Raw genomic sequence first — 26,183 nt, 5'->3', positions numbered from 1 at the left:
TCGAGTCCCGGGCGGCTCGCATGGATTCCCGGGCGGCTCGGATCAGGAAAGGCGAAGATCGATCCAAGGAATGGTTTCCCCGGGCAGCAGGTATCGCTCGATCTCGGCGAAGCCGTGCTTGTATGCGAACCGCAGGCCGTCCTCGTTGGAGGACAGGACCACCGTTTCGATCACCTTGGCGCCCAACTCCCGTGCGCGGTCGAGCCCGCGAGCGTAGAGATCCTCGCCGAACCCCTGCCCACGGTGCGGAGCGAGCACACGGGCGATCACCGTGGCCGTCAGCGTGTCGTCCGACGGAGGACGCACCGTGCTGCAGCCCACGAGTACGTCACCGAGGTAGGCCACCTCCAGGTGATGGCGCTGTGCGCGCTCGCGTACCTCGTCCATGGACAGGAGATGGGTGGGGATGATGGTGTTGTGGACGTGCTGCCAGTCCCTGAGCGCGACGTCGTCGTCCGGCTGCTGGATGCGAAGATCAGACATCGCAGCAGAAGACCCGAGTACACCTCGGACGTCAACTCCATTTTGCGGCGCCACCGGGAGGCAAACGGCCACCAAGGTGCACGCAGCCAATGAACGCGCTTCCAGAGCTGTCCCGTAACCGGCTGCTCGGCGCCTGGCATGATCAGTGCGTGACAAGCGAATCTGTGCAGTCCGGCCGTACGAGGTACGTCCTGTTCGATGTCGACGGCACGTTGGTCGACGCGGTGGGCAACCAGCGCCGGGTGTGGCGGGCGTGGGCGGAGCGCTACGAGCTGGACCCCGACGAGGTCTACCAGGTGGCTCTGCGGACCAGGCCCATGGAAACCTTCGCTCAGGTCGCCGCGGCCCACGATCCGCACGGTTGCCTGGCCGCGCTGCACGAGCTGGAGGACGAGGACGTCCGGTCCGGCGTCTACGCGGCCTTCGACGGTGCGGCAGAGGTGCTGCGCGGCCTGCCGTCGGGCTCCTGGGCTCTGGTGACCTCGAACTACGAACACCGGGTGCGCGGCCGTTTCCTGCGGACGGGCTTGCCGATGCCGGGCCTGATCGTGGACGCAGCCGCCGTTGAAGAGGGCAAGCCCTCGCCTGTTCCCTATCTGCGGGCGGCCGCGCGCCTGGGTGCCGAGCCGGGGGACTGTCTGGTCGTCGAAGATGCCCCGTCCGGAGTGCGGTCCGGGCTGCGTGCCGGTATGACGGTGTGGGGCGTGAACGCTGCTGCCCCGGTGGAGGGCGTGCACCGCCACTTCCAGAGCCTGCGCGAAGCAGTCCCGCACATCCTGGCCTTCGCGTCCGGATCCTCCGGCAATGCCGTGGCCTGAGCCCGTCCGCCGGCACCAGGCATGACTGTGGAGACGCCCCCGGTGCTGTTGAGCTCTTTGAACTACGAGGGAGCAGGGAGCACCAACAGCGCCTATAGGTAACGGCATTGAACAACGCCAGCCGCCGTCAGCAGATCGGCGCGCGCAGCCGAGGCCGAGCAGGGCTTCATGTTCGGGCACGATCTTCGCCGACGGCGCCCGATGGCTGCGGGCGCGCTCCTGACCGTGGCCGGGTCCGGCACACGGTGTGCCGGACCGGGCCGCCGTTCAGAAGTCCCAGCTCTGGCTCCGCGCGCCGTTGCAGCTCCAGCTGACTGGCAAAAAGGGCCCACTATTCGTCCACGACGCTCTCGGAGGCCGCGGGCGGGCGCACGTTCCCGAGCCTTGGCGTCACGCTGGCCTATGTCGAGGCGTGCCAGGGTGACTGCGGTGAATGGGAAGCCCGATGGCACGCGGTCGCCGCCGAGCTCGCCGCGGGCGCACCCTGCGACGAGCCCGGGGAGAGCAGCCCGCAGAGCGCACCTGCGGCTCTGGGACGTCAGCGATCCGCGCAGCCCCCGGAAGCTGCCGTCCCCGTTCCGGTCCGACACGCTGACCTACGGCGGGTTCAGCCCCGACAACCGGAGCCTGGCCGCCGTCCACCGAACGGACAGGACGGTCTGGCTGATCGACGTCAGCGACATGCGTCGCCCGGCGAAGGTGAGGCAGCTACCGACGTCCGGGGCCTGGCTGTACACGCTGGCCTTCTCCGCGGACGGCCGCCGGCTGGCCGTCGGCGCGGCGGACGGCAAGGCCCTGCTGTGGGATGTCCGCGGTCCAGCCGCTCCCGTCGTCCTGACCGGCCACTCGAACCCGGTACCGGCCGCGGCGTTCAGCCCGGACGGCCACACCCTGGCCACCGGCGGCAACGACTTCACGATCCGCCTGTGGGACACCGATCTGGACACGGTCGCCACCCTCATCTGCGACAGCGCGCACCCCCGGATCACCAGGGCCGAATGGGCACGGTACTTCCCGGCAGTCGACTTCAACCCGCCCTGCCCGGCTACCTGACATCCATGGCCAGGCAGCACCCCACGTCGCCGCAGCCTCCGCCGGCTCAAGCCGTGACCGTCAGACCGCGCCCTAGTTCGGCTGGCCGATCGGCCGGACGACCAGCGTGTTCACGTCCACGCCGGGTGGCTGGGAGATCGCCCACACGACGGTGTCCACCAGTTGCTCGGCGGAGATCATCGGGCCCGCCGCGTCGGCGCCGCCGGGGCGGGCGTCCCAGAACGGCGTCAGCACCCGGCCCGGCGCGATCAGCGTCGTGCCGACCCCGTACCCGGTCGTCAGCATGCGGACGTTCTCCGCCAGCCCGGTCACCGCGAATTTCGTCATCGAGTAGAGGTTGCCGGGCGTGTTCTTGAACCCCGCGACACTCCCGATCAGCACGATGCGGCCCTGCGACGCCTTCAGTGCCGGGAGCGCCGCCCGCACCAGCAGTGCGGGACCCAGGACGTTGGTGAGCACCATGCCCCGCCACTCCTCGGGGTCGCCGGTCTCGACGGTGCCGTTGGTCGCGTACCCGGCGTTGGCGATCGCGTAGTCCAGTCGCCCGAACACGCGCACGGTCTCCTCGACCGCCGACGACACCTGCACCCAGTCCGCCGCGTCCCCCTCGAATGTCAGCAGCCGGTCGCCCGCGCCCGCCTCCGCCGCGGCCTCGGCCAGCACGGCCAGCTTCTTCGCGCTGCGCCCGGTCGCCGCGACCCGGTGGCCGAGCCCCAGCAGGCGGCGCACGGTCTCCGCCCCGATCCCGCTCGACCCTCCGGTGATGAAAGCGACGGGCGCTTCGGTGCTCTCGATGGACACGTTCCCGTTGGACATGGTCTCCCCGTGTGCTGGTGCGCCGCGCGCGGAAGTGCGGCGCCGTCGCTGCCCGACGCTAGATCGTCCCGGCCCGCGCGTCCACGTCATTGCCGATCACGGACACCGGAGGCGTCTTCCAGCGCTCCCCCAGCAGGAAGTTGAATGCCTGGAGCGAGCGGTGGGAACAGGCGACGACGCACGACGGGAGCCAGGACGCAACAGAGTGACGCAGCCGGGCGACGCCGAGCGCGCCGTGGCCGGGCCTGCCTTGTGGACGGCTATCCGGTGATGCTCGGGCTCCCGGTTTCGATGTGCCCGGTGAAGCGCCGCGACCAGTCGGCATCGGTGTTGAGGGTGACCGTGAAGTCGTACCACCCGTCCGCGCGGGAGACGGCGTTGAAGTAGTCCTCCGCTTCGGCGCCTCCGGCGACCTGATAGGTCCAGGGACCGTCGGAGCGGTAGTGGTGGGAGGTGACGGTGAAGGTGACGGGCTGGGCAGCGGAGTTGGTCATACGGAACCAGATGGCGGGCCTGCCGGTGTCAGGGGCTGCTGCGTAGCGGCTGTGCACCTCGGCGGTCCTACCCGCGGTCGTGGCGTTCCCGGCGAACCGGCGCAGGAAGCGGTTGGGGCCGATCAGGGACAGGTCGTACTTGCCGTCGCCGTAGCCGGCACCGATGTTGAAGTAGTCGGTGGCGGTGCCGCCCGCGTCGACGGTGTACTGCCACGGGACACGGCTGCGGTAGGCGTTCGGGTGGACCGAGAAGTGCACCGCGTTCTTCGCCGCTGTGCCTTCGTTGGCCATCTTGATCCAGGCCAGGATCTGGCCGCTGGTGCCGAATTCGAGCCGGTCGAGGTATCCGTCCGGCTGGTAGGGCAGGGCCCTCGCCGGCTTGGTGCCGGGCTCCTGAGCCGGCAGCGCGTTGGTCGTCGGGGTCGGGTTCGGCAGCGGGCCGCAGGTCGTCTGGCCGATGACCTTGGCGGTGCCGGGGAGCGAGGGCAGGCCGTACACCGGAGAGCCGAAGTCGAAGACGCCGGTGAGGTCGCCGGTCACCTTGCGGCGCCAGGCGCTGATGTGGGGGCCGGCCGCGGGCTTGCCGAGGGCCGCGGTCCACTTCTCCAGAAAGCGGAGTACGGAGGTGTGGTCGAACACCTCGGAGCTCACCCAGCCACCGCGGGTCCACGGGGATATCACGATCATGGGGACACGGAAGCCGAGCCCGTACGGCACACCGTTCAGGAATTCGCCGCCGGTTCCCGCGGGCGGGGCCGGCGGCGGGACGTGGTCGAAGAAGCCGTCGTTCTCGTCGTAGTTGAGGAACAGCACGGTGCTGTCGAAGACGGCCGGGTCGGCGGCGAGCGCCCGGATCACCAGGTCCACGAAGTGCGCTCCGTCGCCCGGCGGGGCATAGGGGTGCTCGGAGAATGCCTCATTGGCCACCACCCAGGAGACCTGCGGCAGCGTCCCGCCCGTGACGTCCGCTTTGATCGCGGCGGCGATGTCGTCCGGGGTCGAACCGGTGACGCAGGGCACCGATGTCATGCCGCGGTCGTGCAGCGGGTCGCCGGACTTGGCGTCCACGAACTTCTTGAAATACGCCAGTCCGTTGTCGCCGAAGTTGTCGTTCGCGTTCTGGTAGACCTTCCAGCTCACTCCCGCGCTCTGCAGCGCCTCCGCGTAGGTCTCCCAGGTCAGGCCGGACTCCTCGCCGCCGTCGTAGCTGGTCGAGTCGACCTTGCCGCTCCACAGGTACGTGCGGTTCGGACCCGTCGCGCTCAGCGTCGAGCAGAAGTAGGAGTCGCAGATGGTGTAGTTGTCGGCGAGGGCATAGTGGAACGGGATGTCGTTACGGTCGAGGTAGCCCATCGTGCGGACGTTGCCGACACCCGACACCCACCTGTCCAGCTGCCCCTTGTTCCATGCGGCGTGCTGCGAGGTCCAGCCGTGCGGGAGGTCTCCGTTGCACTGGGCGAGGGTCTCCGGGTCCGCGCCGCCGGCCGGAGGCGTGGCGCTCAGCTTCCACGGGTACTGCCGACCGGTGCCGTTGACCTGGTTGAACACGGAGTAGCCGCCGGGCAGCGTGATACCACTGCGGTCGGAGAATCCGCGTACGCCCTTGAGCGTGCCGAAGTAGTGATCGAAGCTGCGGTTCTCCTGCATCAGCACGACGACGTGCTTCACATCGGCGATCGTGCCCGTCGCGGCGGATGCCGCATACGTCCGCGTACTGGCCTGCGCGGCCGTCACTCCGACCGCTCCGGCTGCAGCGCCGGCCGACAGTGCCACGAAATTCCGACGACTTATCCCCGCCACGCGCTCGCTCCTCATCAGTCCGATGCGGCCTGTCACTCGGCCGACGAGAAGAGTGCCGGGGATCGGCGAGGTTCAACAGACAGTCGACGACGACAGTGGATGAATCGGGGATGAACGGAGGCCCGTCGCCGGCCGTGGGCCAACTCCCTCCTCCGCATGGCCCCGAAGCGCAATCGTGCTCGACGCCTGCCGCAGCCGAGGATCACCGGCGCATCACCCACTGATCCCGTCCTCGGCGAGTACGCGTGCGAGGTTGCGCTCGGCGAGGGCGGTGATGGTGACGAAGGGATTCACGCCGATCGAGCCGGGGATCAGCGAGCCGTCCATGACGTAGAGCCCCCGGTAGCCGGGAAGCCGACCGTAGGCGTCGGTGGCCCGGCCCACGACGCAGCCGCCTAGGGGGTGGTAGGTGAAGTCGTCGGCGAAGGGCCGGTTGCCGCCGAACAGGTCGTAGCGGTAGATCGTGGTGTTCGCCTGGTTGATGCGGTCGAAGAGGGACTTGGCGGCGTCGACGGACGGCTGATTCTGGTCGTGGGTCCACCGGAGCTTCACCGCGTCGGTCGCCCGGTCGTAGGCGAAGCTGCCGCGCTCGGGGTTCCGGGTGATGGCCAGGTAGAGGCTGATCCAGTGTTCCAGGCCCATCGGCAGCGGGGCGATCTCGGCGAACACGGGCGTGGTCGGGTTCGCGGTGTCGTCGATGGCCATGACGGGAATCGTGGACTGACACTCGCCGGTGGTGTCCCATAAATGGTTCGCGCGCGCGGTCATGACGTTGCCGTTGGTGCCCCAGCCCAGGCCCACCTCGGCGGAGAGGTCGGGGAGCGCACCCGTCTCCCGGGCGCGCAGCAGGAGTTCCGTGGTGCCGAGGCTGCCCGCGCCGAGGAAGAGGTGACGGCAGCCGATCTCCCGAGTGGCGATGACCCGGCCCGTCTCGTCGGTCCGGTCCACGATGAGGACGTAGCCGCCGTCCGGTTCCCGCCGGATCTCGCGGACGTGGTGGAGGGTCTCGATGGTGACCTGGCCGGTGCCGAGGGCGGCAGCCAGGTAAGTGCGGTCCAGGGTCCGCTTGCCGTGGTTGTTGCCGTAGATCACCTCACCGGCAAGCGCCGACTTGGTGACCTCCCCCGCTTCTTCGCGCCGCATGTACGAGAAGTCGTAGACGCCCGGCACGAAGGTCGTGCGCAGGCCGGCACGGTGGGCGTGGGTACGGGAGACCCGGGCGAACCGGTACCACTTGGTGCTCTCGAACCAGTCCGGGGCGACGGTGTTGACGCCCAGCATCCGGTGGGCGAGCGGGAAGTACCGGTCATACATCTCGGCCGCGTCGACCTGCGGAAGTACCGTGGAGAAGTACGCGCGGGACGGGGTGACGGCCATACCGCCGTTGACCAGCGATCCGCCGCCGACGCCGCGTCCGACGTACACGGACATGGCGTCGAAGCGGACCCGGTCGAGGACCCCGGGGTACGGGGTGATGTCGCGGTTGACGACGTCCAGCCACAGGAATGTCGCAAGCGGTGCCTCTGTCCGGGTCCGGAACCACATGGACCGGCGGTCGGGGACACGCATCGGGCAGAACACCTTGCCGTCCTCGGCGGGCTGCTTCCACAGGCGGCCCCTCTCCAGGACGAGGGTCCGCACCCCCGCCTCCCCCAGCCGGAGTGCGGCCACGGCCGCGCCGTAGCCGGAGCCGACGACAACGGCCGGAGCGTAGTCCTCGGCGCTCCCGGTCGCCGCCCCGGCCGACGTCAGGCCGATCCGAGTCAGTCCGAGCACGGCCGCGGCCTCCAAGGCAGCAATCCCGATGAACTGACGGTGCGTCAGATTCGAAGTCATGTGCGCATCATGTGCGGAGCATTCCCCTCCGCCTAGAGTCCTCGCACACCTTTCTCGACGCGGTCGGCTGCGAAGGCGACATGCCCCGCCGGTGCAGGGAGGGTGCGCGGGCCGCCGCTCGTCGCCGGGGAAGACCTGCCCGGCGTTGCCCCGTGCGGCGTGGGGCATCGTCGCCGATCGCTTCAGCCGGTGTCGCGGTCGGTGGAGTCCGGCCGTCGCTTGTGTCCGGCCGTGGTGGCGATGTCCTTCATGAATGTCTGGTAGGCAGCTGCCCGCTCTCGCGCCGATACGGAAAGGACGCGCGTGGTGGCACGGTGGGCGTCGGCTTCCTTCTGCCAGGTCATACGAGCCCGTAGCCGTGCCTGATGCTCGTCGTCCCAGTCGCGGAGAGCCGACGGTGTGGGGCTCTGGTAGCCGTGGGCGGCGTACAGGTACACCGCGAGGTACAGGCACACGAAGAAGACGGTCGTCAGGATCTGGCCGACGTCGTGCAGCAGAACCCCGGCGACCAGGACCGCACCGAACACGAAGCCCGCCTTCTGCAGGCTTCCTCGGATACTCGTGAGGTCGGCCGGGAGCCACTTGCGCGGGTACCGGAGGGGAGGTTGATAGGCCGCACCCAGCCGTACGGCTCTCGGCAACCGGGCAACGTAGGCCGACAGGGCCAGCCAGGGCAGGTGCCAGGAAATGGTTCCGGCCAGGGACGGCCAGGTCCAGCCCCACACGAGCCAGGCCGCCGGGACCATCACCACGCCCCAGGCCCCCAGCCACAGCGTCACGCGGACGGCTGCCCCCCACCGGGCGGCGGGTGAGCACCGAGCGGCCTCGTAGGCGGCCCACTGACGCTCATGCTCGGCATCGGCTGCCGCAAGCGCGCGGGCTTCCTCCGCACGTGTCGCCAGTTCGGCCTGCCGTTTCGCGTCGTCCGCCGCCTGCTGCGCCAGCCGCTCCGCATCGAGCGCGGCGTACGCGGCGAAGTCGGTGCGCACGAGCCGTCCGATGGGCGAGTCCGGATCGCCGCCCTGCTCACACAAGCGGTCGTACCATGCGACCCTTCCGGCGGCGGGCGGCGTCACGCGCCCGTAGGCGGTGCGGATCCATTCCTCGGTACGGGGATCTGGGAGGAGCGTGGCCAGTAGTACACCGCGGGCGTCGCCGTCGGCCCACTCCCGGGCCGGGCCCGGCAGGTGGAGCGACCCGGCCGCCTGCCGCCATGACTCCCAGGCGTCGTCCCATGCCTCCTGCCTCCCGCGCAGGCCGCGCAGTTCGGTGAAGGCGCCCAGCGCATCGAGCAACCCGCCCGCACAGAGGTCCCGGTAGACGCCCGCCGCCGGACCGTCCGTGTCCAGGCGGCCCTGCAAGCACGCCGTGGTCAGCGATTCCATCGTCACACGAGTGCCCTTCCAGACCGCCTCCCCGTCCGGGTCGAGCCAGCACAGCAGGCGCAGGACCTTCAGATCGGGCGTCACCTCCGGGTTCGTCAGCCAGCGGTCGATCAGAGCGCGCCGGCCTTCGACGTCCTCGGTGAAGGGGTCGTCGAACTGCTGCAGCCACGCCAGCAGGTCGCGGCGGCCGTCGGTGGGCTCGGACGGTGTGCCCGTGCGGTCGAAGAACTGCTGCCGGGCGGTTGTCCAGTGCGCGCGGATCGTGGCCGCCAGATCCCGCGGTGTCGAGTGCGGTGCGCCGGCCAGGGCGAGCGGCTTCCTCCTCCGCGTGGCCGACGACAGTTCGGTGACGGACGGCGCGACCCCGGCATGGCGGGTGAAGGCGTCGACGAAGGACACGTCGTCGAGCAGGGTCCTGCCCTTGACCGCTTCCAGCCGCTGATGTCTCCAGTTGCGGGGAGCTTCCGCCACCACTCCCAGCAACAGCCCTTCGGCGAAGAGCGCAGCCCCCGACATGCCCTCCCACGGTGAATTGCCGCTCGCCAGTTCCGGCGAGACGTCCTTGACGTCCAGGACGTACCTGTTGCGGACGATGCCCGAGCCGGGGCGCAGTGCGCACTCGATGTGCTCGATGTCCACGCCGCGTGTCCTGTCGTGCTGGGCACGGGGGAAGCCCATGGCCTGGCAGCCGCCGAGGGGGGAGTCGTCCGTCAGCCTCGCCCAGCGCACCGGGGACAACCGTGCGGCGGTCTCCGGCCGGACGAGGTCCTCGGCGGAGACGAGCAGGGCGGCATCGCACGTCTCCTGTCCCCTCCACACCACCCGGGTGCGGTGGCTGCCCGTTCCGCCCACCACCGTCACCCGTGCTTCGGGCTCGTCCTTGACGACATGGGCCGCGGTGAGGAGCAGTCGCGGGGTCAGCAGATAGCCACTGCCCCTGCTGCCGGTGATCTGCACGGCGGCGACGCGGTCGTGCTCGGGGCCCACCGGCCGGCCGGCGCGTAAGGTGCCGCTCACCGCGTGCCGGCACCGGCGAGACCGGACACGTCACCCTCATCGTCGGCGGCGATGAGCACGGGCTCTCCGTCGGCCTGGACGGGCTCAAGGGTGAGCGACACGCGGTGCGTGCGCGTCCGGCTCATGCCGGCGTCGGTCTCCCCGGAGACGACGAACGCGCGTATGCCGCCCCGCGCACGGGCGTCCTTCCGCAGCTCGACGGTGAACTCCAGCGCGATCGGTCCCACCTTGAAGGTGATGTCGCTCCCGACACCCTGAGCGGCGGCGCTCATCAACTCGTCGCGCACCGCCTGAACCGCCTCGGCGAGTTCCATGTCCCCGGCCCCCAACACATCCCCCTCGTACTGTCGTTCGCCTCGAAAGTCTGCTGACTCAGAGTAAAGCAAGGGCAACGGCTGGGCGGCAGGGCGAGGCGCGGGCGTCCGCCACATCGTCGGACACCGCCTGGACGATTGCGTCCGACGTCTGGGCCGGCCGCGGCCATGGCGGCTTGACCCTCACGTGGCGTCATGCCGCATTGTCGGTGGCGTGGAGGAACACCTGACGGTGGGACGCGTGGCCGCGCTGGCCGGCGTGAGCGTTCGCACACTGCACCACTACGACGAGATCGGCCTCGTGCAGCCATCCGCACGGACCTCGGCCGGATACCGGGCCTACGCGGCGGACGACGTGGAGCGACTGCGGGAGGTGCTCGCCTACCGGCGGCTGGGCTTCGGGTTGCGTGAGATCGCGGATCTGGTCGACGACCCGACCACCGACGCGGTCGCGCACCTGCACCGGCTGCGCGGCCTGCTGCTGGACCAGCGCGACCGCGCCGCCGCCATGGTGGCGGCGATAGACAGCGAACTGGAGGCACGGGCGATGGGGCACAGGACGACACCGGAGGAACAACTGACGGTGTTCGGCGCGCAGTTGTACGAAGCCATCGGGTCCGCTTACCCGGCGACGCGACGCACCGAGCCGCGGATCGCCGCGAGGGTCTGGGATGCGCTCGGGGACGCACACACGGTACTGAACGTGGGCGCCGGCACCGGCTCCTACGAACCTCCGGACCGCGACGTGACCGCGGTGGAACCGTCGGCGGTCATGCGGGCGCAGCGTCCGGCGAGCGCGGCGCCGTGTGTGGCCGCCGCCGCGGAGAGCCTGCCGTTCGAGGACCAGTCCTTCGACGCCGCGATGGCCTTCAGCACCGTGCACCACTGGCAGGACCCGATCGCCGGGCTGCGCGAGATGCGGCGAGTGGCCCGGCGCGTGGTGGTGTTCACGCACGACGCCAGTGACACCGGCTGGCGTCACCGGTTCTGGCTCACCCGCGACTACCTGCCCGAGGTCGCCCGCCTGGTCGCCGGCCGGCCCTCGGTGGACCAGCTGGCCGGCGCGATCGGGGCCCGCCTGGAACCGGTGCTCATCCCGTGGGACTGCGCCGACGGCTTCCTCGAGGCCTACTGGCGCCGGCCGGAGGCTTACCTGGACGACCATGTGCGCCGCGCGGTATCGGTATGGACCAGAGTCGGGCCGGAGGCCGAGCAGCGGGCGGTAAACGGGCTCCGCGACGACCTTTCCTCAGGCCGGTGGGCCGAGCGCAACCGCGACCTCGTCGATCTCGACGCGGCAGAGCTCGGCCTCCGCCTGCTCGTGGCCTGAACTGTCCCGTTCCGGTTGGTGCCGCAGCGAGAGCCGGTCATCGCGTTCCCACCGGCCTGGGACGTCGTCGTGACACTGACAGCGAGCCGGCCGAAGGTCTTCTCCTCCGACCCCAGGGTCGGCTTCTTCGCCCAACGTGAGCACCACGCTGACGCGTTGGACGAGGAGCAGCTGCGATCGCGGAGATCAGCCGATCGCGGTCCTGGTCCGTGGCTTCGGTCGCATGCGTGCTGTCGGGGTGGGCGGCCGTCCCCGCCGGCGGCTTCGGGCGCGCCCTCGCCCCCCTGTGCGTGACGGTTCACGGCGTATCGAGGGAAGGTCCCGCATGGGTGGAGCGCCGCCCGGACACCGCTGTCGTCGCAGCGGACAAAACCCCGGCCGGCGCCACCGCCCCGAACGCCTGGGCCACCGCGTCCCGCACGGCGGTCTCCGTCGGAACCGGCCTGCCCTGCTCCGCGGCCATCGCCGTCAGCGACACCATCGCCACCTCGGGCAGCCCGCACGCCGTGAACCGTGTGAACTCGTCCAGGTCCGATGCGATGTTGAGCGCGAATCCGTGGCTCGTCACCTTGTTCCGGATGCGCATACCGATCGACGCGAGCTTGTCATGGCGCGGCGTCCACACACCGACCAGGCTCTGCGCGCCCGGTGGCGTCTCGCGCCGCACGGTCTCGAAGCCGAGCGAGTCCAGTGCGCGGATCAACCCGTTTTCCACCCAGCGCACGACATCACCGGGGCCGCGCTCCCCCAGGTGCATCACCAGATAGCCGATGAGCTGTCCAGGACCGTGATAGGTCGCCTGCCCGCCCCTGTCGACCTCGACCAGCGGGATCGGGGAATCGGCACGTGGCAGTTCGTCCGGAGGCGTTCGGGAGCCGTAGGTGATGACCGGGGGATGTGTCAGCAGGACCAGCCGGTCACGGATCTCGCTCGCGCGCCGCAGCTCGACCCACCCCTTCATCGCCTCGGTCGCCTCGGTGTACGGCACCTCACCCAGGTCGATGCGCTCGAGCGTCTGCTCGTTCACCTCGCGCCTCCCCAACTCCCCGTGGTCATCGGCGTCGTTCGCGCCCGACGCCGACTCTAAGGAACACATCAGCCAGACCGGCCACCACCTGCCCAATTTCGACCTGGCCCGCCTGGCTGATGCCGCTCCTTTCCTTGACGGCGACCGGCAGCGGGTCACTCGCCACCAAACACCGCTCCTACTCGCTCCCTTGACCGGCACCGCTGGATGGCTCAGTCGTCGATCGCCCCGTAGGCAGCCGTCCAGAAGTCGACGAGGGCCGGCAGCTCGAGCCCCTCCGCCCGCTGGATCATGAGGATCGTCGTCATGTCCTCGGCAGGGTCGTTGCACCAGGCGGTGCCGTATTTGCCGTACCAGCCGTAGCTCCCGACCGAGGGCCCGAGGTTTGTTCGCCGGGTGCGGACCTCCATCCCAAAGCCCCAGCCGAAGTCCGCGAAGTGCTCCAGCGGCCAGAACCACCGGGAGGCCGCCTTCTGCGTCGGTGTCAGGTGGTCGCTGGTCATCAACGTCACCGACGGCCGAGAGAGGACCCGCTCGCCGCGGTGGGTACCACCGGCAAGCAGGGCCGAGGCGAAGGCGAGGCAATCATCGGCGGTCGAGACGAGTCCGCTGGCAGGCGCCTTGAACGTTGGCGGTCGCCTCCGGAGCCCGTCGGGGCTGTCTTCGACGAGCTCGCCGGTGGCGTCGTCGTGCACGTACGCGGTCGCCAGCCGGCCGGCGCTCTCATCGCCCAGGCCGAGGGTGGTGTCCTTCATCCCGAGCGGCTCACAGATCCGCTCGCGCAGCGCATCCTCGAGGGACATGCCCGTGGCGCGAGCGATGAGCACGCCCGTCGCGGTGGGGCCGATGTTGTACATCCAGCGCTCACCAGGCTGGTGGACGAGCGGGAGCGTGCCGAGTCGGCGGAGCCACTCGTCCGGCGACGGATCAGGTTCGCCCGGGCCGCCCCCTCGCTCGAGCGCATTCAGCGCGTCGCAGATCGGGACCGTTCCCGGCTCGGCCATGATCGTGCCGGTGCCGAGGCGGCAGGTGAGCAGATCCCGCAGCGTGATCGGACGTTCCATCGGGACGGTGTCGTCCAGTGGCCCGTTCGGGTCGGCGAGCACGGCCATGTCCGCCAGTTCCGGCAGGAATGCGTCGACCGGGTCGTTGAGGCGGAGCGTGCAATCCTCGACGAGCGTCATCGCGCAGGCGGCAACGACCGACTTCGTCATCGATGCGATACGGCAGATCGAGTCGGCTGTCATCGGCGTCCTCGAGCCCGCGCCCTCGAAGGCGAGATTGCCGACAGCCTCGATGTGGACCTCGCCATGACGGGCGACGACGGCGACCGCACCCGGGCTGTGGCCGGCGTCGACGCGACGCTCGAGCATGTCTCGTACGCGGGTCAGCCGTTTCGCCGAGAAACCACTCTTGATCACCTTGTCCCCTTACTCATCCATGTTTGTACGTAACCGGCACCTGGTGAACTCAAAACGCCCAGCCCTCACCAATGGAATGTCCCGGCGATTGCTTTATCAATCAGACCGGAAAGGTGATCCGTTACTTCAGTGGCGAATGCAATGTCGAGACGAGTGCGATCGTACTCGAATACGCCGGCGAGACTCTCGTCCTCCATGAACCCAATAGACAACGCCGTTGGAAACAGGCCGGACACGGGGCTGTCGAATTCCAAAATCGGATCAGTGAGAGGAAATCCTGATGGCGTGGGCATCGACCGTTGGACTCCAGCGAGGTCACAGGTTCCCACTGAGAAGTTCTGCAGCGCAAACAGGGCACTCGCCGCAGGAAGGTCAGGAAGGATTTCGATCAGGTCGTTGCGCGGCACGTCTTGGCGGTCGAATGCCTCGATACACCCCTGCCGCAGCGCTGCGATCGGCGTCTCACCTCCGGATGAGCCTCCGATTGACCCAAAGACCGGGACAAGGTTCATAAACAGGCCTACACTCCGGCTGAAAGAACTCGATAGCCGGCCGGACATCGGGGTCCAGACAGGGGCTTCGGGCGACAGCAGATCCTTTGCTTCAAGGGCGGAGCGATAGGCCGCAAGAAACACCATATACAAGGTCAGGCCCTGTTCATCCGCACGAGCCGCCAGCGCCCTGCTTTCGTCACTACCCCAGCGAAGCGTGATTCCACCGAGATCCACGTTGTGAGGACGTGAATGCGCGACGGCGGCGGTGTCCAGAGCTTTCGGATACCGCGAGCGAATGGTGAGGGCAACCTCCTTTGCCCGCTCGATTCTGTAGGTCGACTGACGTTGGGCAAATTCTCCCTGCTGGAGAGGTTCGGGCGCGGCTCCGGGGTCATTGTATGCCTGACATAGATCGTCCCACAGAACTCCAAGCGAGTATCCGTCGACGACAGCGTGGTGCCACGAAAGGACGAGAATGTGCGTGTTTTCGCGGCCGAGTACGAGCTCAGCACGGGCCAGGGGGCCACCCACGAGGTCAAAGCCTTCGGCTCGATGCCGGCCGACAGCCTCGATCATCGTCTGTTCATCTATGGTGGCGCCACGAATGGCTAATTCACTCGTACGCTCAGTTACTTTCTGGCACCACTGATCACCCCGCTCGCTGAAGGTTGTGCGGAGAGCGTCATGCCTGTCCTGCAGCTTGCGCCATGCGGTGCGCAATCTCGCCGCATCCACTAGCCCCTTGAGCACGAAGAGTTGATGGATTCCTGCGCATCGGCTGTGGGGGTGGGCACTCGCCACCTCAAGGATTTCTTCCTGAAACGCGATGGTCGGGAGCAGCACGTTCTGGTCGAACTCGCCGCCCTGCGCCAAGACTTCCAACAATTGATGCCCTTCTTGCGAAGAGAGTTCGTTGAGAAGATCCTGAACATCTTCGTCGGAATCGCGGTCAATATCGCGGGCATCCTGCGGTCCGGTCACGATTCTCCTCCTGGTCAGGACGAGGAGTCGACATCGGATGACGAGATCATCGAGTCCACCTTTGCTGCGAGGCCGCGAATCGTCGAATTCTCAAAGAAGTCGACGATCGCCAGCCGCACGCCAAACTCCTCAAGAATTCCGCCGACGATTTGTGTGACCTGCAGGGAGTTGCCTCCGAACTCGAAGAATCCGACATCAGGGTCGGGGTTACGTATACCGAGGACGGGTCCGATCAGCTTTTCGGCAAGCCGGCGCTCGGTGGCTGACAAGACATACTCAGGCTCACCGAAGTTGCCGGCTTCCTGGCTGACGAGGGTTTCCTCCAGAGCCGATCGGTCGACCTTTCCGTTCGGCGTGAGAGGCACATCGGGAACAAGAACGAACTTACGCGGAACTGAGTACTCAGGAAGTCGGCTCACGGCTTCCTGTCGCAATGCCGCCGCATCTGGCGCCGTCCCTTCTGCGACCGGGACGATGAAGGCGACCAGGCTCTTACCGAGAGCGGGGTGGTCGAGGAACTCCACTCGCACCCGTTCGACGCCGTTCATGACGCTCAGGACTTGTTCGATTTCGGACAGCTCAACACGAAACCCGTTGACCTGGACTTGGCGATCGTTTCGACCGTAAAAGTCGAGATTCCCGTCCGGGCGCCACCGTACAAGATCACCCGTCTTGTATATGCGTTCGCCAACGGCAGGTACGGAGCAAAAACTGCGGGCAGTAAGAGACGGGTCTCCGAGATAGCCGTCAGCGAGGCTGGGGCCCGCGATGCACAGTTCGCCGATTGCTGCTGGTGGCAGCAGTTGGCCGTGCGTATCCAGGATGTGGGCGCGCAGGCCAGGTATGGGCCGTCCGATGGGCGGCGAGGTGAACCATTGGCCTTCGCAACGCATCAGGGTGACTCCGACAGCCGTCTCGGTCGGACCGTAGCCGTTCCAGAACTCCCGGCCGTTTCGTGTCCACTCCTCGACGAGGGAGCCGGGAAATGATTCCCCTCCGACTGAGACGAGGCGCAGGTCGGGATAGTCTCCCCCGAGCCGCGGCATGAGGGCAGGAGGCAGCTCCGCGACCGAAACTTGTTCGTGCCGAATAAAGTCAGCCAGGAGTTCAGGATCTCGTCGCTGTTCAGCGGTGGCGATACAGATCACGGCGCCGGCGTAAAGACTCGCGAGAACCTCGAACACTGAGACGTCGAAGCTCGGCCGGGCGAAGGCCAGGACCCGGTCGTCTGGCAGCATGTTGAAGGCGGTGACAAACTCGTGGCAGAAGTGCAAGACCGCGCGCTGACTGACGACCACCCCCTTCGGTGCTCCTGTGCTGCCAGAGGTGAAAATGACGTATGCGGTGTCATCGGGTGTGGGCAGCGACTGCGGAGCCCAGCCCGCGCCTGCACGCGGAGCATGTTCTTCTGCTCGGGGGTCAATGATCGGGATGGCATCACCGACCAGCTCGCGAGCTTGCTCACGGCGCGCGCCCGTGCCGATCAACAGGACAGCGGCGTTGGTCCTCTCAACGATCGAGGAGAGGCGCGCCGCCGGCGCCTCGATATCAAGCGGAACGTAGGCGGCACCCACCATGGACGTCGCGAGTACCGCACTCACGGCGACCGGACTTTGACTACTCAGGAGCAGCACACGTGCACCCGGGCCCACGTCGTGTGCCACCAGGGCGTCGGCGATCGCTCGCGCGTCTGTCAGGACCTCTTCGTAGGTGTAGCTGCGACCGCCGTAGCGGACTGCCTCGCTGCCCGGCCTACTCGCGGCGTGCTTGTACACCGCCTCGAGGACTGTCTCGCCGGCGGCGGTGGTCGAGCTTCCGCCGCTTGCGAGGTGGGCCAGCGCATCGCTCTGACGGTCGGTCACGATGCTGAGCCGGCCGAGAGGCGTTCCGTCCTCCCGGGCCGCAGAGCGGAGCAGTTCACGAAGCGACTCGACGAAGTTCTCCACGCTCGCTCGGTCAAACAGATCATCGCGGAAGGACGCAATGAGGTCCAAGCCACCATGGCGTTCTCGAACAACGAAGGACACATCTACATCTGTAGCGCTCGGGTGCACCTCTCCCAAGGTCATCTGACATCCGTCAAGATCGATACCGGGAACGGCCACCCTGCTGTTCTCGAATCCGTACTGGAGCTTGATGACGGGGTTACGCCCTGGCTCACTGGGGTTCATGGCACTTGCGATCTGTGCGAACGGAAGGTCGCCATGTTCAACAGCGCGAGAGACACAATTGCTCACGGTCGAGAGAAACGCTGGCACATCCAGCGCAAGATCGATGCTGATCGAGACGGGGAGAACATTCGAGAAGGGACCGATCACATCGTTGAACTGCTCCCCCGGCCGAGTATCGTGGGTCCAGCCAATGGTGACGTCGTCTTGCTGGTTCCAGCGGGATACCAGTAGCGCGAGCAGCCCGAAGACAACGGTCGACACGTCGGCACCCGCCGAACGCCCGAGTTCGGCGAGTGCCGACGTAACGCCGCTGCCGGCCACTTCAGCGTTTATCTGGATCGGGGTCGGACTGCGGCGCCGACCATCGTTGTCTCGTCGAGGATGGTCCGTCGGCAGTGACACGCCGCTGTGGTGGGTCGTCGACCACCACTGCCTGAGCTCATCACCGCGCCGGCTGAGCATCTCGTACTGCCAGTAGCTGAAGTCCGAGTAGGAGAGTTCAAGATCTGTCTCCGCCCTCGTCGACTGATAGGCAGCTTCTACCTCGCGCATAAAAATGGGGACGGAGGGGACGTCCCAGGCAGCTTGGTGCACTGTCCAAACAAGTAGATGCTCGCCTTGCGAGCAGTGCACAAGTGTCGCGCGTGCAAGGACCCGGTTCTCCAACGACAGAGGGTTTGCGGCTTCAGTTCGCAGTAGCTCGCTCAGTGCCCTGTCCGGTGTCGAGCCGGTGGCGTCGACAACGCGCACCTCGAGATCGGCGGCCGGCTCGGTTTCATTCCAACCGTGCGGCGCAGAGAGCGCGGACTGCCTCCTGACCGTTGCCCGTAGCGCAGCCACCAGCCTGTCGTCGTCGACTCGTCCGTACAGGCCGAACCGGTAAATAAGGTTGTGCTCGGACGGATCGCGTCCGGCCTGCTCCAAGAACCACATCTGTTCTTGCTGTGCAGACCATCGCAGCTGTCCAGGAGGGGCAGCCGTAACTGGTGGTACCTCGGAGGCCTTGCCGCGGAGTTGCATAGCGAGGAGCTTCCGCTTTTCAGGGGACAAATTGGCCAGTTTGTCGGACAGATTCGACAACCTACTCCTCCTGAATGCGATTGGCTGGAGAATCTCTTTGACCTCAAGAGGGTGCGTTTCGACGGACCGGCGATGACGGTCGGATGCACGGCCGGGCTCAGTGCCGCTACGGGCGATCCGTGGGGTGATCTTGCGGTGGCGCAGCCGGTGACGGTGACTTAGGGCCGCCGAAGTCGCGCAGCCGTTGCCGGCGTGGAACTCGCTGGGTTCGGCACCCCGCGGCCCGTACCGGGAGCGGATCCATGGGACGGCTCAGACCGGGGGTCTCATGCTGTTGCTGTCATCGGCGTTGGCCGCGGAGACGGCCAGGGCCAGCGGTAGGCCGCGGTGGGACAAGAAGTGGACCTACGAGCCTGGCTTGCCCCGATCAACCGGATTGGGACCGCGCCTCGTCCTCCCTTTTCGCCCGCATGATCGCGGCATCGGCCACGGCCCGAGACCAGTCGACCTGAACCTGTGTGTCCAGCTCGTCGAGTACCCCGCCATGCAGCCGGGGCCACATGCCGGCATCGGTCCACTGCCCAAAGCGGCGTTGTGCGACCTGAAAGGCCACCCCGAACGACGATGGCAAGTCCCGCCAAGCACAACCGCTGGTCACGACATACACAATCGCGGTGAACACCGCCCGATCCTCGGCTGGAGCCGTCCCCCCTGCCTGCGGACGATCCCGGGACCGTGGAATCATCGGCTCCACCAGCATCCATAACTCATCCGGCACTAACCGCTGAGATAACCGATCCATCTCCCCGTCCTGCCACCCCACGTGACCAGCTGAGGCGCCCTCAAACCGCCATTTGGTGGCGATGACGGCTATTTCGACCCGGGAACCCACTCCGAACTTGAGCATGATTCGCGCAACGTGCTCTCTCGCCGTCCTTTCGGAGATTCCCAGCTCCATGCCGATGCTGCAATTGGTCTTGCCAGTAGCGACCAGATGGAGAACCTCCAGCTCCCGCGCGCTCAAAGAGGATATCCCGCGGTGAAGCTCAACGATCTCGCCACTCGGTTCGACATCACGTGCCGTGGCAGTTCGATACATTCTTTCCCCTCCCGGTATGGATAAGCGCCGACCACTTCTCACATCGTGGCCAATCCCGTCCGTAATTACTGCAACCTACTGTCACGGGGCTTCGAATCCGGCCGGGGAGGGAGCCTCGCTGGCCGCACCGCTGATTGCGGAGTGTGACTACCGAGCCGATCGCGCCGTGGCCGCTGGCGGGCGCACAGTCGTCCCGGCCGACTGCGACCTCGTCACCACCTGACCGGCCGTAATACGTGATCCTCTGCACGCAGATCGGGCACTGCAGACGAGGGCAACACCCGCATCATCAAGCGCAACAGGCGATGCATCTTCGGTTACCGCGACCGCGCCGACCCACACCTACGGTCACTCTTCGCAACAACGGGGCGCTCCCGACCCGAGGTGCTCCCCCACTAAATTCGAAGACCCGTGATGACAACCGCGCCACCGGAGCCACGATCGAGGGCTCCTTCCGAGGATTCTCCCACCGCCGCGACAGCTGGGGGCTCGAAGGCCTCATTCAGAGTTTCCTTGGCTCACGGAATCTACTCTCTTGGCGATTCACCGACTTGACGTTGATCGACTCTACGAAGTCATATGCCCTTGGGCAACCCGTCTATGTCCATCAGGATGACGGATGGCAAAATTTCAGTCATGGCTCGGCGGGCACCATGGTGCAGTTTATGGAGCTCGAAGTACGAGGTGATCGGTGCCGCAGGACACCACCGCGGCAGGGGCATGGCCCTCCGCTCCCGCTGGTCATGGATGTGCCATGCATGCATTGGCTTGAGCCGGCGTCCGCGTAGTTGGCCACCGACTATGCACTTGCTGGAGCAACAATGGCTTGACGGTGGAGTGTGATCACGCCGCTACGACAGCGAAGGTCTGGCTGAATCGGACCCAGGGGGTTTTTGTCAACTTGTGGTGCTAAAGGAAGAGTTGGGGCCCACCAATCCGCCGGGCCGGTTTTCTTCAGGTCGTGACTCCAGTCGGTGACCTAGCGTCAGGTAGTGAACCAGGGTGCCTTTCGGGGGCGGTTGTGACGGGCAGTGAAAAGGTGGCGTGGGGGGAAGTCGGGTGAGATATCGCCGAAGGCGGAGAGGGATCTCTGCGCGTGTCCGGGTGAGGTGAAGGGTCACATGACCCGTTCGCGTTACCGGGTCGGCTGATGGCTTTTCTCGAGCCGGTCGCTCCCCTCGTAGCGCAGAGATGCCTGCTGTGGGGAATCTTGACGGTAGAGATACGTATAGATGCCTCGGCGTGGGCGGGCCCTCCGGCCATCAGCCCACATGTCGGGCACGATGCCTGAGGGGCGCTCGACGGCCTGTCCGGCCCACCGAACGCCCACCGCGAGGCCGCACCGAGCTGACCGAACGCCACACCACCTGGCGCACCGTCACCGGCGCCGACCCCATAACAGCGGCTACCTCAAACCGGCACACCAGCACCACCGGCATACCTCAACTCGCCTACCCCGTGGATCAGGCGACATCGACGGCACTGGCACCCTGGCGGAAGTCCCGCGCGGTGCACGATCCGGGCAAGACGGTGCTGAATATCGCGTTCGCGATCATGCTCGGCGACTGTCTCACCGAGGTCGCCATACAGCCGGCCGAGCCCGGCGTGTACGGGCGGCCGGTGGCCTCAGACCCGATGGTCTCCCGGCTCATCGCCACCCTCGCCGCCGGCGGGAACCGTGCGCTGACCGCAATCCGCAAGGCCGGCGCTCAGGTCCACGAACACGTCCGGCAACTGGCCGATGACACGGGCGCCGCACGCCGGCGGGCAGGTGACCTGGGACCTGGACGGCCTCCATCGCTCCGCGCCGACCGATGCGGGCATTGAGTCAAGTACGGAGCCCGAGGCGCTGGTCGAGCCGGCCGCGCAGACGAGCAGAAGCTCCGCGGAGAGCCCCGAGTTGTAGAACTTCTGCTGCCGCAAGTTCCGTCCGTCCTGCCAGCGCAAGCACGGCGGCGTAGGGTCGTGCCCCCTCGGCGAGCTTTGCCGCCACGGCATCACGGACGGCCCGCAGCACTGTGTGGTCCGCGCGGGGATGCTCCGCCAGCAGGCGAAGGAGCCTGTTGTCGTTCCAGGCACTGTCCTGCGCCGTGCTCAGCTCCAACAGCGTGCCGGGCGCCGTGGCGGGGTTGGCGGCCAACGCATGCCAGACGAAGGGGTACGGACAACGCGCGAGTTGATGCAGGACGGCGCTGTTGCGCTCGGCGCGCGCCAGTTCGAGGTAGTCGGCAGGCGTATGCACGGACATGGCCCCTCAGGATCGTCGGGGCGATCATCCTGCCATCAGGGCTTGGTCATCTAGGGTGTGTCCGATGGGTCGGGCTGCCGAGTGAGACGCAGTGCCAGTTGAATCTGGCAGGACGACGGTCGGTGCTGCCACGGCGTCGGCGATTGGCCCACTGGTCCGGTACGGCCTCATCCGTGCTCAGTCCGCGTTTGAAAGATCACCCCGCGCCACACGAGCCAGAACGACTCGGCTCTTCCGGAATCCCGCGACCCATCGGACAGTCTCCAGATCACCTGTTCGGCCCCTCCCGGTGGCGGCTCGGCGCGGGATGGCAAAAGCATGGAGGCGAACGCGGCAATGCCGGAGGCACTTGCCGGCGCGCACCCATCATCGGTGGCCATGCCATGCACGGAGGATCGCCCATGCCCATCACCCCCGTACGATCCGTACCCCCCGCAGACTCCCCGCAAGTGATCGTGCACTCGGCCAGCGGGCTGTACATCACGCCGAACGGTCATAACCACAATCCCGATGAGGTCCGGCTGTGGCGGGGAGGACTGAGAACCGGCAATAAGCAGGACATGTGGGAGTTTCTGGCCGCAGACGAACAAGGGCTGTGGCGGATCAAGAACGGACAGGACGACCTGTACCTGACGGTCAGGGAGAAGCACCCGAAAGCGGTCGTCTACCAGGATCACTGGAGCGACGGCAGCCAAGGACAGCTCTGGCGGTTGATCCAAGGCGACCCAGCTCAGGCCGATGTGCTCATCGCTTCGGCGCTGGACGAGCGGCTGGTGATCTCGCCGGTCGAGAGCTGCCAGTTGGCGGAGACCACCTTGGAGGTCGACCAGGTCGGACCGTACACGGACCAGTTCTGGCGCTGGCGGAGCCCCCGCGGCTGACGTCGGTCACGGGCCATGGCAACTCCGGCCGGAAGCTACCCGCTTCACCGATTTGATGCGGCCTGCCCAGGACGCGCTGAGGCGCCATCCCTTCCCCTGCAGGGGTGAGGATGGCGCCTTTGACCGGTGCGCCGCACGGTCTGTTCGTCGTCGGCAGCCTCCAAGGCCCGCTGGGAAGTGTCCGACGAACGATGCTGAGCGGGCTGGCCGCGTCGTCCAGGGAGCTCTTCCAACGTCCGCCTAGTCCCACGTTCTTCGGCAAGTGTGGCTCCAGCCGAGCCCATTCCTGATCCGACAGATCGCCCCGCCCCACGCCGGCCGAACGATGCGAACGCTGGCATGGTCACACGACCCATCGGACAGTGCCCAGGCGCAGGTGCCTCTGATCCCAGCCGGTTCGACGATCGCTCACGGGACACGCCTTGGCCACTTGACGGCGCCCTGTGTAATCGTCGAGCAAGCCGAAGGCGTGAATGCCCGCGGGGCGGCTGGGATTGCGTGAGGCTGTCAGGTGGTTAGGAGGTCTCCCATACAAGATCCAGGGAGTTTGATGGTGCGGGGGCCGGGGTGACCGGTGCCAGTGGTGTGGCCGTCGCGAAGTAGTGCGCTCCGGTCTCGTGGTTGTCGAGGTGGAGGTAGAAGCCACTACGGGAGTGGAATTCGTACGCCGTGGGGTCCGGCTCGGGAGGCGTCAACACACCTGCGGCGAGCCGCTCATAGGCAGCGATGACGTCGAACGGAAATGTCGCCGGGTCCTGGCTCACATAGGTGTCGCCGCCCTCGTCCATGCGCCAGCCGTCAGGCGCGCTCGCCCCCGGCGGCTGGTAGATGGGGCGGGAGAGGCGTTCGAAGCGATACAGGTGAGGCCCGAATTCGACCCAGGCGGGAGGAAAGCGCGGGACAACCCGTTCGTTCCACCAGCGCTCGACCTCGGCGTCGAGTTCCGGATCGGAGTACAGCATCCGATGTCCGGCGGCGACGGCCGGCGACTCGGCAAGCACGGGGAACGCTTCACGGAGCGCCACAACGGATGGATGGTCGGAGGCGTCGATCCACTCCAGCAGCGAGTGGATGACCTGGGACTGAGTCATCCCGGCGAGCAGCCTGGCCGGGTGCCACAGTCGCTTGAAGTACTGGTTCTCACCCAGGATGCGGGCCAGGAACATGAAGCGCTGCATCGCGAAGTTCTCGGCGAGGGTGGCACTGCGGCTGGCGAGCACGTACTCGAAGTCGTCCGACTCCCCGCGCACGGTGACGAAGCCGTGGAGCTCCCGCTTTTCGCTGTAGTCCGTGTTGGGCAGCAGGAGCAGCGGATACACGGCGATGCGGGGCACCTTCTCAGCGATGCGATCGTAACCGTCGAGGAATGACTCGACGGTTTCACCGGGGGCGCCCCAGATCAACTCGACGAAGGACTCCATGCCCTCGGCGGCCAGCCATTCGGCGAGGTCCTGCCACTGGTTGAGCTTCATGTTGCGCCGCCGCATGTCGGTGAGCGCCTCGTCGGAAAGGGTCTGCAGGGCAAGCGTGAAGGAACTCTTGAAGCCGTACTGCTTCAGGGTGCGCACGATGCGGTGGAAGCGCTGGGACTTGTTCTTGGCCCAGTTGGCCTCGAGTGAGGTGGGAAACCCATATTTCTCGTGGATCTTCAGTAAGTCCTCGGTGAACTCCTCGTCGGCTTCGAGCATCCCGAAGTTCGCATCGCACAAGAACACCGTGGGGACCTGATGGTATCCGAACAGGTCCAGTTCAGCGGCCAGCCGATCCCGGGAGAAGGAGCGCACCCGCTGGCCGGTCGCCCCACCCCAGTAGCAGAAGGAACAGCGGTATGGGCAGCCGCGATTGGTTTCCATCAGGGCGAACTCGTATGGGAATTTGCCCTTCTGGTCGAGCAGGGGTATCGCTCCGGTGAGGAACGGCGACGGTATGATGTCGAGGTCATCGATCCTGGGTCGGTCGGCCGTGGTGGAGAAATCCTGGCCGGAAGTGCGGAATGAGATTCCGGATACGGCCCCGAGAGCGGGGGCGCGCCGATCGGCGAGGATGGCAGCGATCAGTTCGCGGAACGTCAGCTCACCCTCGCCGTTCACCACGATGTCCACGTCAGGGCATTCCCGGAACACCTTCTGGGCCTGGTGGCTCACGTGATTTCCGCCGAAGACGGTGAATCCATCGGGTTTCAACTGCTTGTGCACGTCCGCCAGAAGGGAGAAGTTCCGATAGTTCCAGCCCACCACGGAGAACGCCAGCACGTCCGGGACTTCCTCGCTGAAGATGGCTCGCGTCATCTGGTTCACGGGCCATCCACCGCGCATGTTGTGTATGCGTACGTCGACTTCACGGCTTATGTCGGGATCGGCATCGAGCACTGCTTTGAGATAGCCGGCCGCGAGGGGCATCGAATCGACGGGAAGGTCCCAGGCGCTCTGCTGCACCAAGGCAATCTTGAGCATGTGCAGTTGCCTCCATAGCTGAAGTCCATGAGATGTTCCGCGGTCAGCCGCCGGCCACTCAGGTGACCTCTGTGTTTGCACTGCGCGCGAAGTCGTACAAGGCCACGCTGCCGGTGTGCGGGATCACCCGGTCCGCGAGTTCGCGCCGCGCCCGGGCCAACACATCCGGGCCGGATAGCGGGCAGCGATGTCGGGGGCCACGCTCAAGCGCAAGATGCGGACCGCTTCGGCGCGGGGGCGCTGCTACCGGAACTCTGCCGCTCAGGCATTCTTCGTGGCGCGCAGGCACCGACACGCCACCGGCAGATCGATCGTCTGGTCGCCAGACAGACCCAGTTCGTCGCGTACGTACGCGGTCACCTGCTCGTCCACGACGCTACGGGCATCGACCGGCAACGCAATCGCGCTGGCGTCGGTGCCCAGGAGCCCGACAAGCTCTCCCGCGGTGACCGGCATCGACCAGGTCATGCGCATTTCGGTAAGTACGGAGAACAGCGAGCCGGTCGGCGGATCCATGGCCTTCCTGGTCGGCGCCGCATCGGACCTCGCCGGCTCTCCAGTAACGGCGCCGGCACGCAGTGCACGGGTGAAGCTGTCGAGTTCGGCCACCCAGGGAACGGAGAGGTCCCGGTGGTTCCACGCCACACCGAACGTCCCACGGTTGCGGAGCACTCGCGCGATCTCCGCGACAGCCCGTTGCGGATCCATCCAGTGCCAGGCCATGGAGATCAGCACCGCGTCAGCCTGCCCGTCGGGCAACGGAATCTGCTCGCCGGTTCCGGACAGGACCCTCGCCTCGGGGCAATTGCGGCCGAGGGTCTCCCGCATCCGTGGGTCGGGTTCAACGGCGACAACGTGGGCTACGCGATCGACCAGGCTTCGGGTCAGCGCGCCAGTGCCGGCAGCGAGGTCGACCACCGTCTCGCAGCCGTCCGGGACGAGCCAGTCCACAGCCGCCTTGGGCAGGCCAGGTCGAAAACGGTCGTAGCGATCGACGATCTCGCCGAACGACAATCCTCTGGTCGCGTGTTCAAGAGGCACG

18 protein-coding genes and 1 pseudogene are annotated in these 26,183 nt (G+C 66.9%); 5 read left to right on the top strand and 14 right to left on the bottom strand.

The features are described from left to right. Window positions 1-42: 42 nt before the first annotated feature. Window positions 43-483 carry a GNAT family N-acetyltransferase gene (locus AC0680_RS18845; protein WP_478629896.1) on the bottom strand — a complete coding sequence of 147 codons (441 nt, stop codon included), beginning with the start codon at window positions 481-483 and terminating at the stop codon, window positions 43-45. A gap of 149 nt (window positions 484-632) precedes the next feature. On the opposite strand from AC0680_RS18845, the gene AC0680_RS18840 reads away from it, so the two are divergent. Then, window positions 633-1,301 carry an HAD family hydrolase gene (locus tag AC0680_RS18840; RefSeq protein ID WP_478629895.1) on the top strand — a complete coding sequence of 223 codons (669 nt, stop codon included), beginning with the start codon at window positions 633-635 and terminating at the stop codon, window positions 1,299-1,301. Between the two features lie 429 nt (window positions 1,302-1,730). Continuing rightward, window positions 1,731-2,354, top strand: coding sequence for a WD40 repeat domain-containing protein (locus tag AC0680_RS18835; RefSeq protein ID WP_478629893.1), 624 nt, complete (start codon window positions 1,731-1,733; stop codon window positions 2,352-2,354). Window positions 2,355-2,426: 72 nt separating this feature from the next. On the opposite strand, the gene AC0680_RS18830 is transcribed toward AC0680_RS18835, so the two are convergent. From AC0680_RS18830 to AC0680_RS18810, 5 genes are all read right to left on the bottom strand, one after another. Further along, window positions 2,427-3,170, bottom strand: a complete 744-nt coding sequence (locus AC0680_RS18830) for an SDR family oxidoreductase (RefSeq protein ID WP_478629892.1) — start codon at window positions 3,168-3,170, stop codon at window positions 2,427-2,429. Between the two features lie 260 nt (window positions 3,171-3,430). Continuing rightward, the gene (locus AC0680_RS18825; protein WP_478629890.1) at window positions 3,431-5,479 is read right to left on the bottom strand and encodes a phosphocholine-specific phospholipase C; all 2,049 of its coding nucleotides are present in this window, start codon (window positions 5,477-5,479) and stop codon (window positions 3,431-3,433) included. Window positions 5,480-5,677: 198 nt separating this feature from the next. Continuing rightward, window positions 5,678-7,300: a GMC oxidoreductase gene (locus AC0680_RS18820; protein WP_478629888.1), complete on the bottom strand. Its 1,623-nt coding sequence runs from the start codon at window positions 7,298-7,300 to the stop codon at window positions 5,678-5,680. Between the two features lie 182 nt (window positions 7,301-7,482). After that, the gene (locus AC0680_RS18815) at window positions 7,483-9,702 is read right to left on the bottom strand and encodes a S1 family peptidase (RefSeq protein ID WP_478629887.1); all 2,220 of its coding nucleotides are present in this window, start codon (window positions 9,700-9,702) and stop codon (window positions 7,483-7,485) included. Beyond that, window positions 9,699-10,016: a trypco2 family protein gene (locus AC0680_RS18810; protein WP_478629884.1), complete on the bottom strand. Its 318-nt coding sequence runs from the start codon at window positions 10,014-10,016 to the stop codon at window positions 9,699-9,701. The genes AC0680_RS18815 and AC0680_RS18810 overlap by 4 nt, the downstream gene beginning before the upstream one ends. A 214-nt stretch (window positions 10,017-10,230) precedes the next feature. Here AC0680_RS18810 and AC0680_RS18805 point away from each other — a divergent pair, with 214 nt between their 5' ends. After that, the gene (locus AC0680_RS18805; protein WP_478629882.1) at window positions 10,231-11,346 is read left to right on the top strand and encodes a MerR family transcriptional regulator; all 1,116 of its coding nucleotides are present in this window, start codon (window positions 10,231-10,233) and stop codon (window positions 11,344-11,346) included. A 298-nt stretch (window positions 11,347-11,644) separates the two neighbouring features. Here AC0680_RS18805 and lipB read toward each other — a convergent pair whose 3' ends face one another. The 5 genes from lipB to AC0680_RS18780 form a co-directional block, all read right to left on the bottom strand. Continuing rightward, a complete protein-coding gene (gene lipB / locus AC0680_RS18800; RefSeq protein ID WP_478629879.1) occupies window positions 11,645-12,373 on the bottom strand; it encodes a lipoyl(octanoyl) transferase LipB in 729 nt (242 codons plus the stop codon). Window positions 12,374-12,585: 212 nt separating this feature from the next. After that, complete coding sequence (locus AC0680_RS18795; protein ID WP_478629877.1) at window positions 12,586-13,794, bottom strand: serine hydrolase domain-containing protein; 1,209 nt, start codon at window positions 13,792-13,794, stop codon at window positions 12,586-12,588. Window positions 13,795-13,859: 65 nt separating this feature from the next. After that, window positions 13,860-15,269, bottom strand: coding sequence for a condensation domain-containing protein (locus tag AC0680_RS18790; RefSeq protein ID WP_478629875.1), 1,410 nt, complete (start codon window positions 15,267-15,269; stop codon window positions 13,860-13,862). A 14-nt stretch (window positions 15,270-15,283) separates the two neighbouring features. After that, window positions 15,284-18,460 (bottom strand): non-ribosomal peptide synthetase, encoded by a 3,177-nt coding sequence (locus tag AC0680_RS18785; RefSeq protein WP_478630119.1) that lies wholly within the window; start codon window positions 18,458-18,460, stop codon window positions 15,284-15,286. A gap of 427 nt (window positions 18,461-18,887) precedes the next feature. After that, window positions 18,888-19,559, bottom strand: a complete 672-nt coding sequence (locus tag AC0680_RS18780; RefSeq protein WP_478629873.1) for a transposase — start codon at window positions 19,557-19,559, stop codon at window positions 18,888-18,890. Window positions 19,560-21,017: 1,458 nt separating this feature from the next. On the opposite strand from AC0680_RS18780, the pseudogene AC0680_RS18775 reads away from it, so the two are divergent. Further along, window positions 21,018-21,354, top strand: a pseudogene (locus AC0680_RS18775) (IS1380 family transposase); the annotation flags it as partial. A 33-nt stretch (window positions 21,355-21,387) separates the two neighbouring features. Here the strand turns inward: AC0680_RS18775 and AC0680_RS18770 are convergent. Continuing rightward, window positions 21,388-21,807, bottom strand: coding sequence for a hypothetical protein (locus tag AC0680_RS18770; RefSeq protein WP_478629870.1), 420 nt, complete (start codon window positions 21,805-21,807; stop codon window positions 21,388-21,390). A 449-nt stretch (window positions 21,808-22,256) separates the two neighbouring features. On the opposite strand from AC0680_RS18770, the gene AC0680_RS18765 reads away from it, so the two are divergent. Then, a complete protein-coding gene (locus AC0680_RS18765) occupies window positions 22,257-22,688 on the top strand; it encodes an RICIN domain-containing protein (RefSeq protein WP_478630137.1) in 432 nt (143 codons plus the stop codon). A 515-nt stretch (window positions 22,689-23,203) separates the two neighbouring features. Here AC0680_RS18765 and AC0680_RS18760 read toward each other — a convergent pair. Next, window positions 23,204-25,141: a KedN5 family methylcobalamin-dependent radical SAM C-methyltransferase gene (locus AC0680_RS18760; protein ID WP_478629868.1), complete on the bottom strand. Its 1,938-nt coding sequence runs from the start codon at window positions 25,139-25,141 to the stop codon at window positions 23,204-23,206. A 261-nt stretch (window positions 25,142-25,402) separates the two neighbouring features. Next, complete coding sequence (locus AC0680_RS18755; RefSeq protein WP_478629867.1) at window positions 25,403-26,182, bottom strand: class I SAM-dependent methyltransferase; 780 nt, start codon at window positions 26,180-26,182, stop codon at window positions 25,403-25,405. Window position 26,183: the final 1 nt, after the last annotated feature.

It is taken from the genome of Streptomyces sp. NPDC043738 (assembly GCF_056436545.1).
Note: the sequence above shows the minus strand (reverse complement) of the source record. Positions and strands in the feature narration are given on the sequence as shown.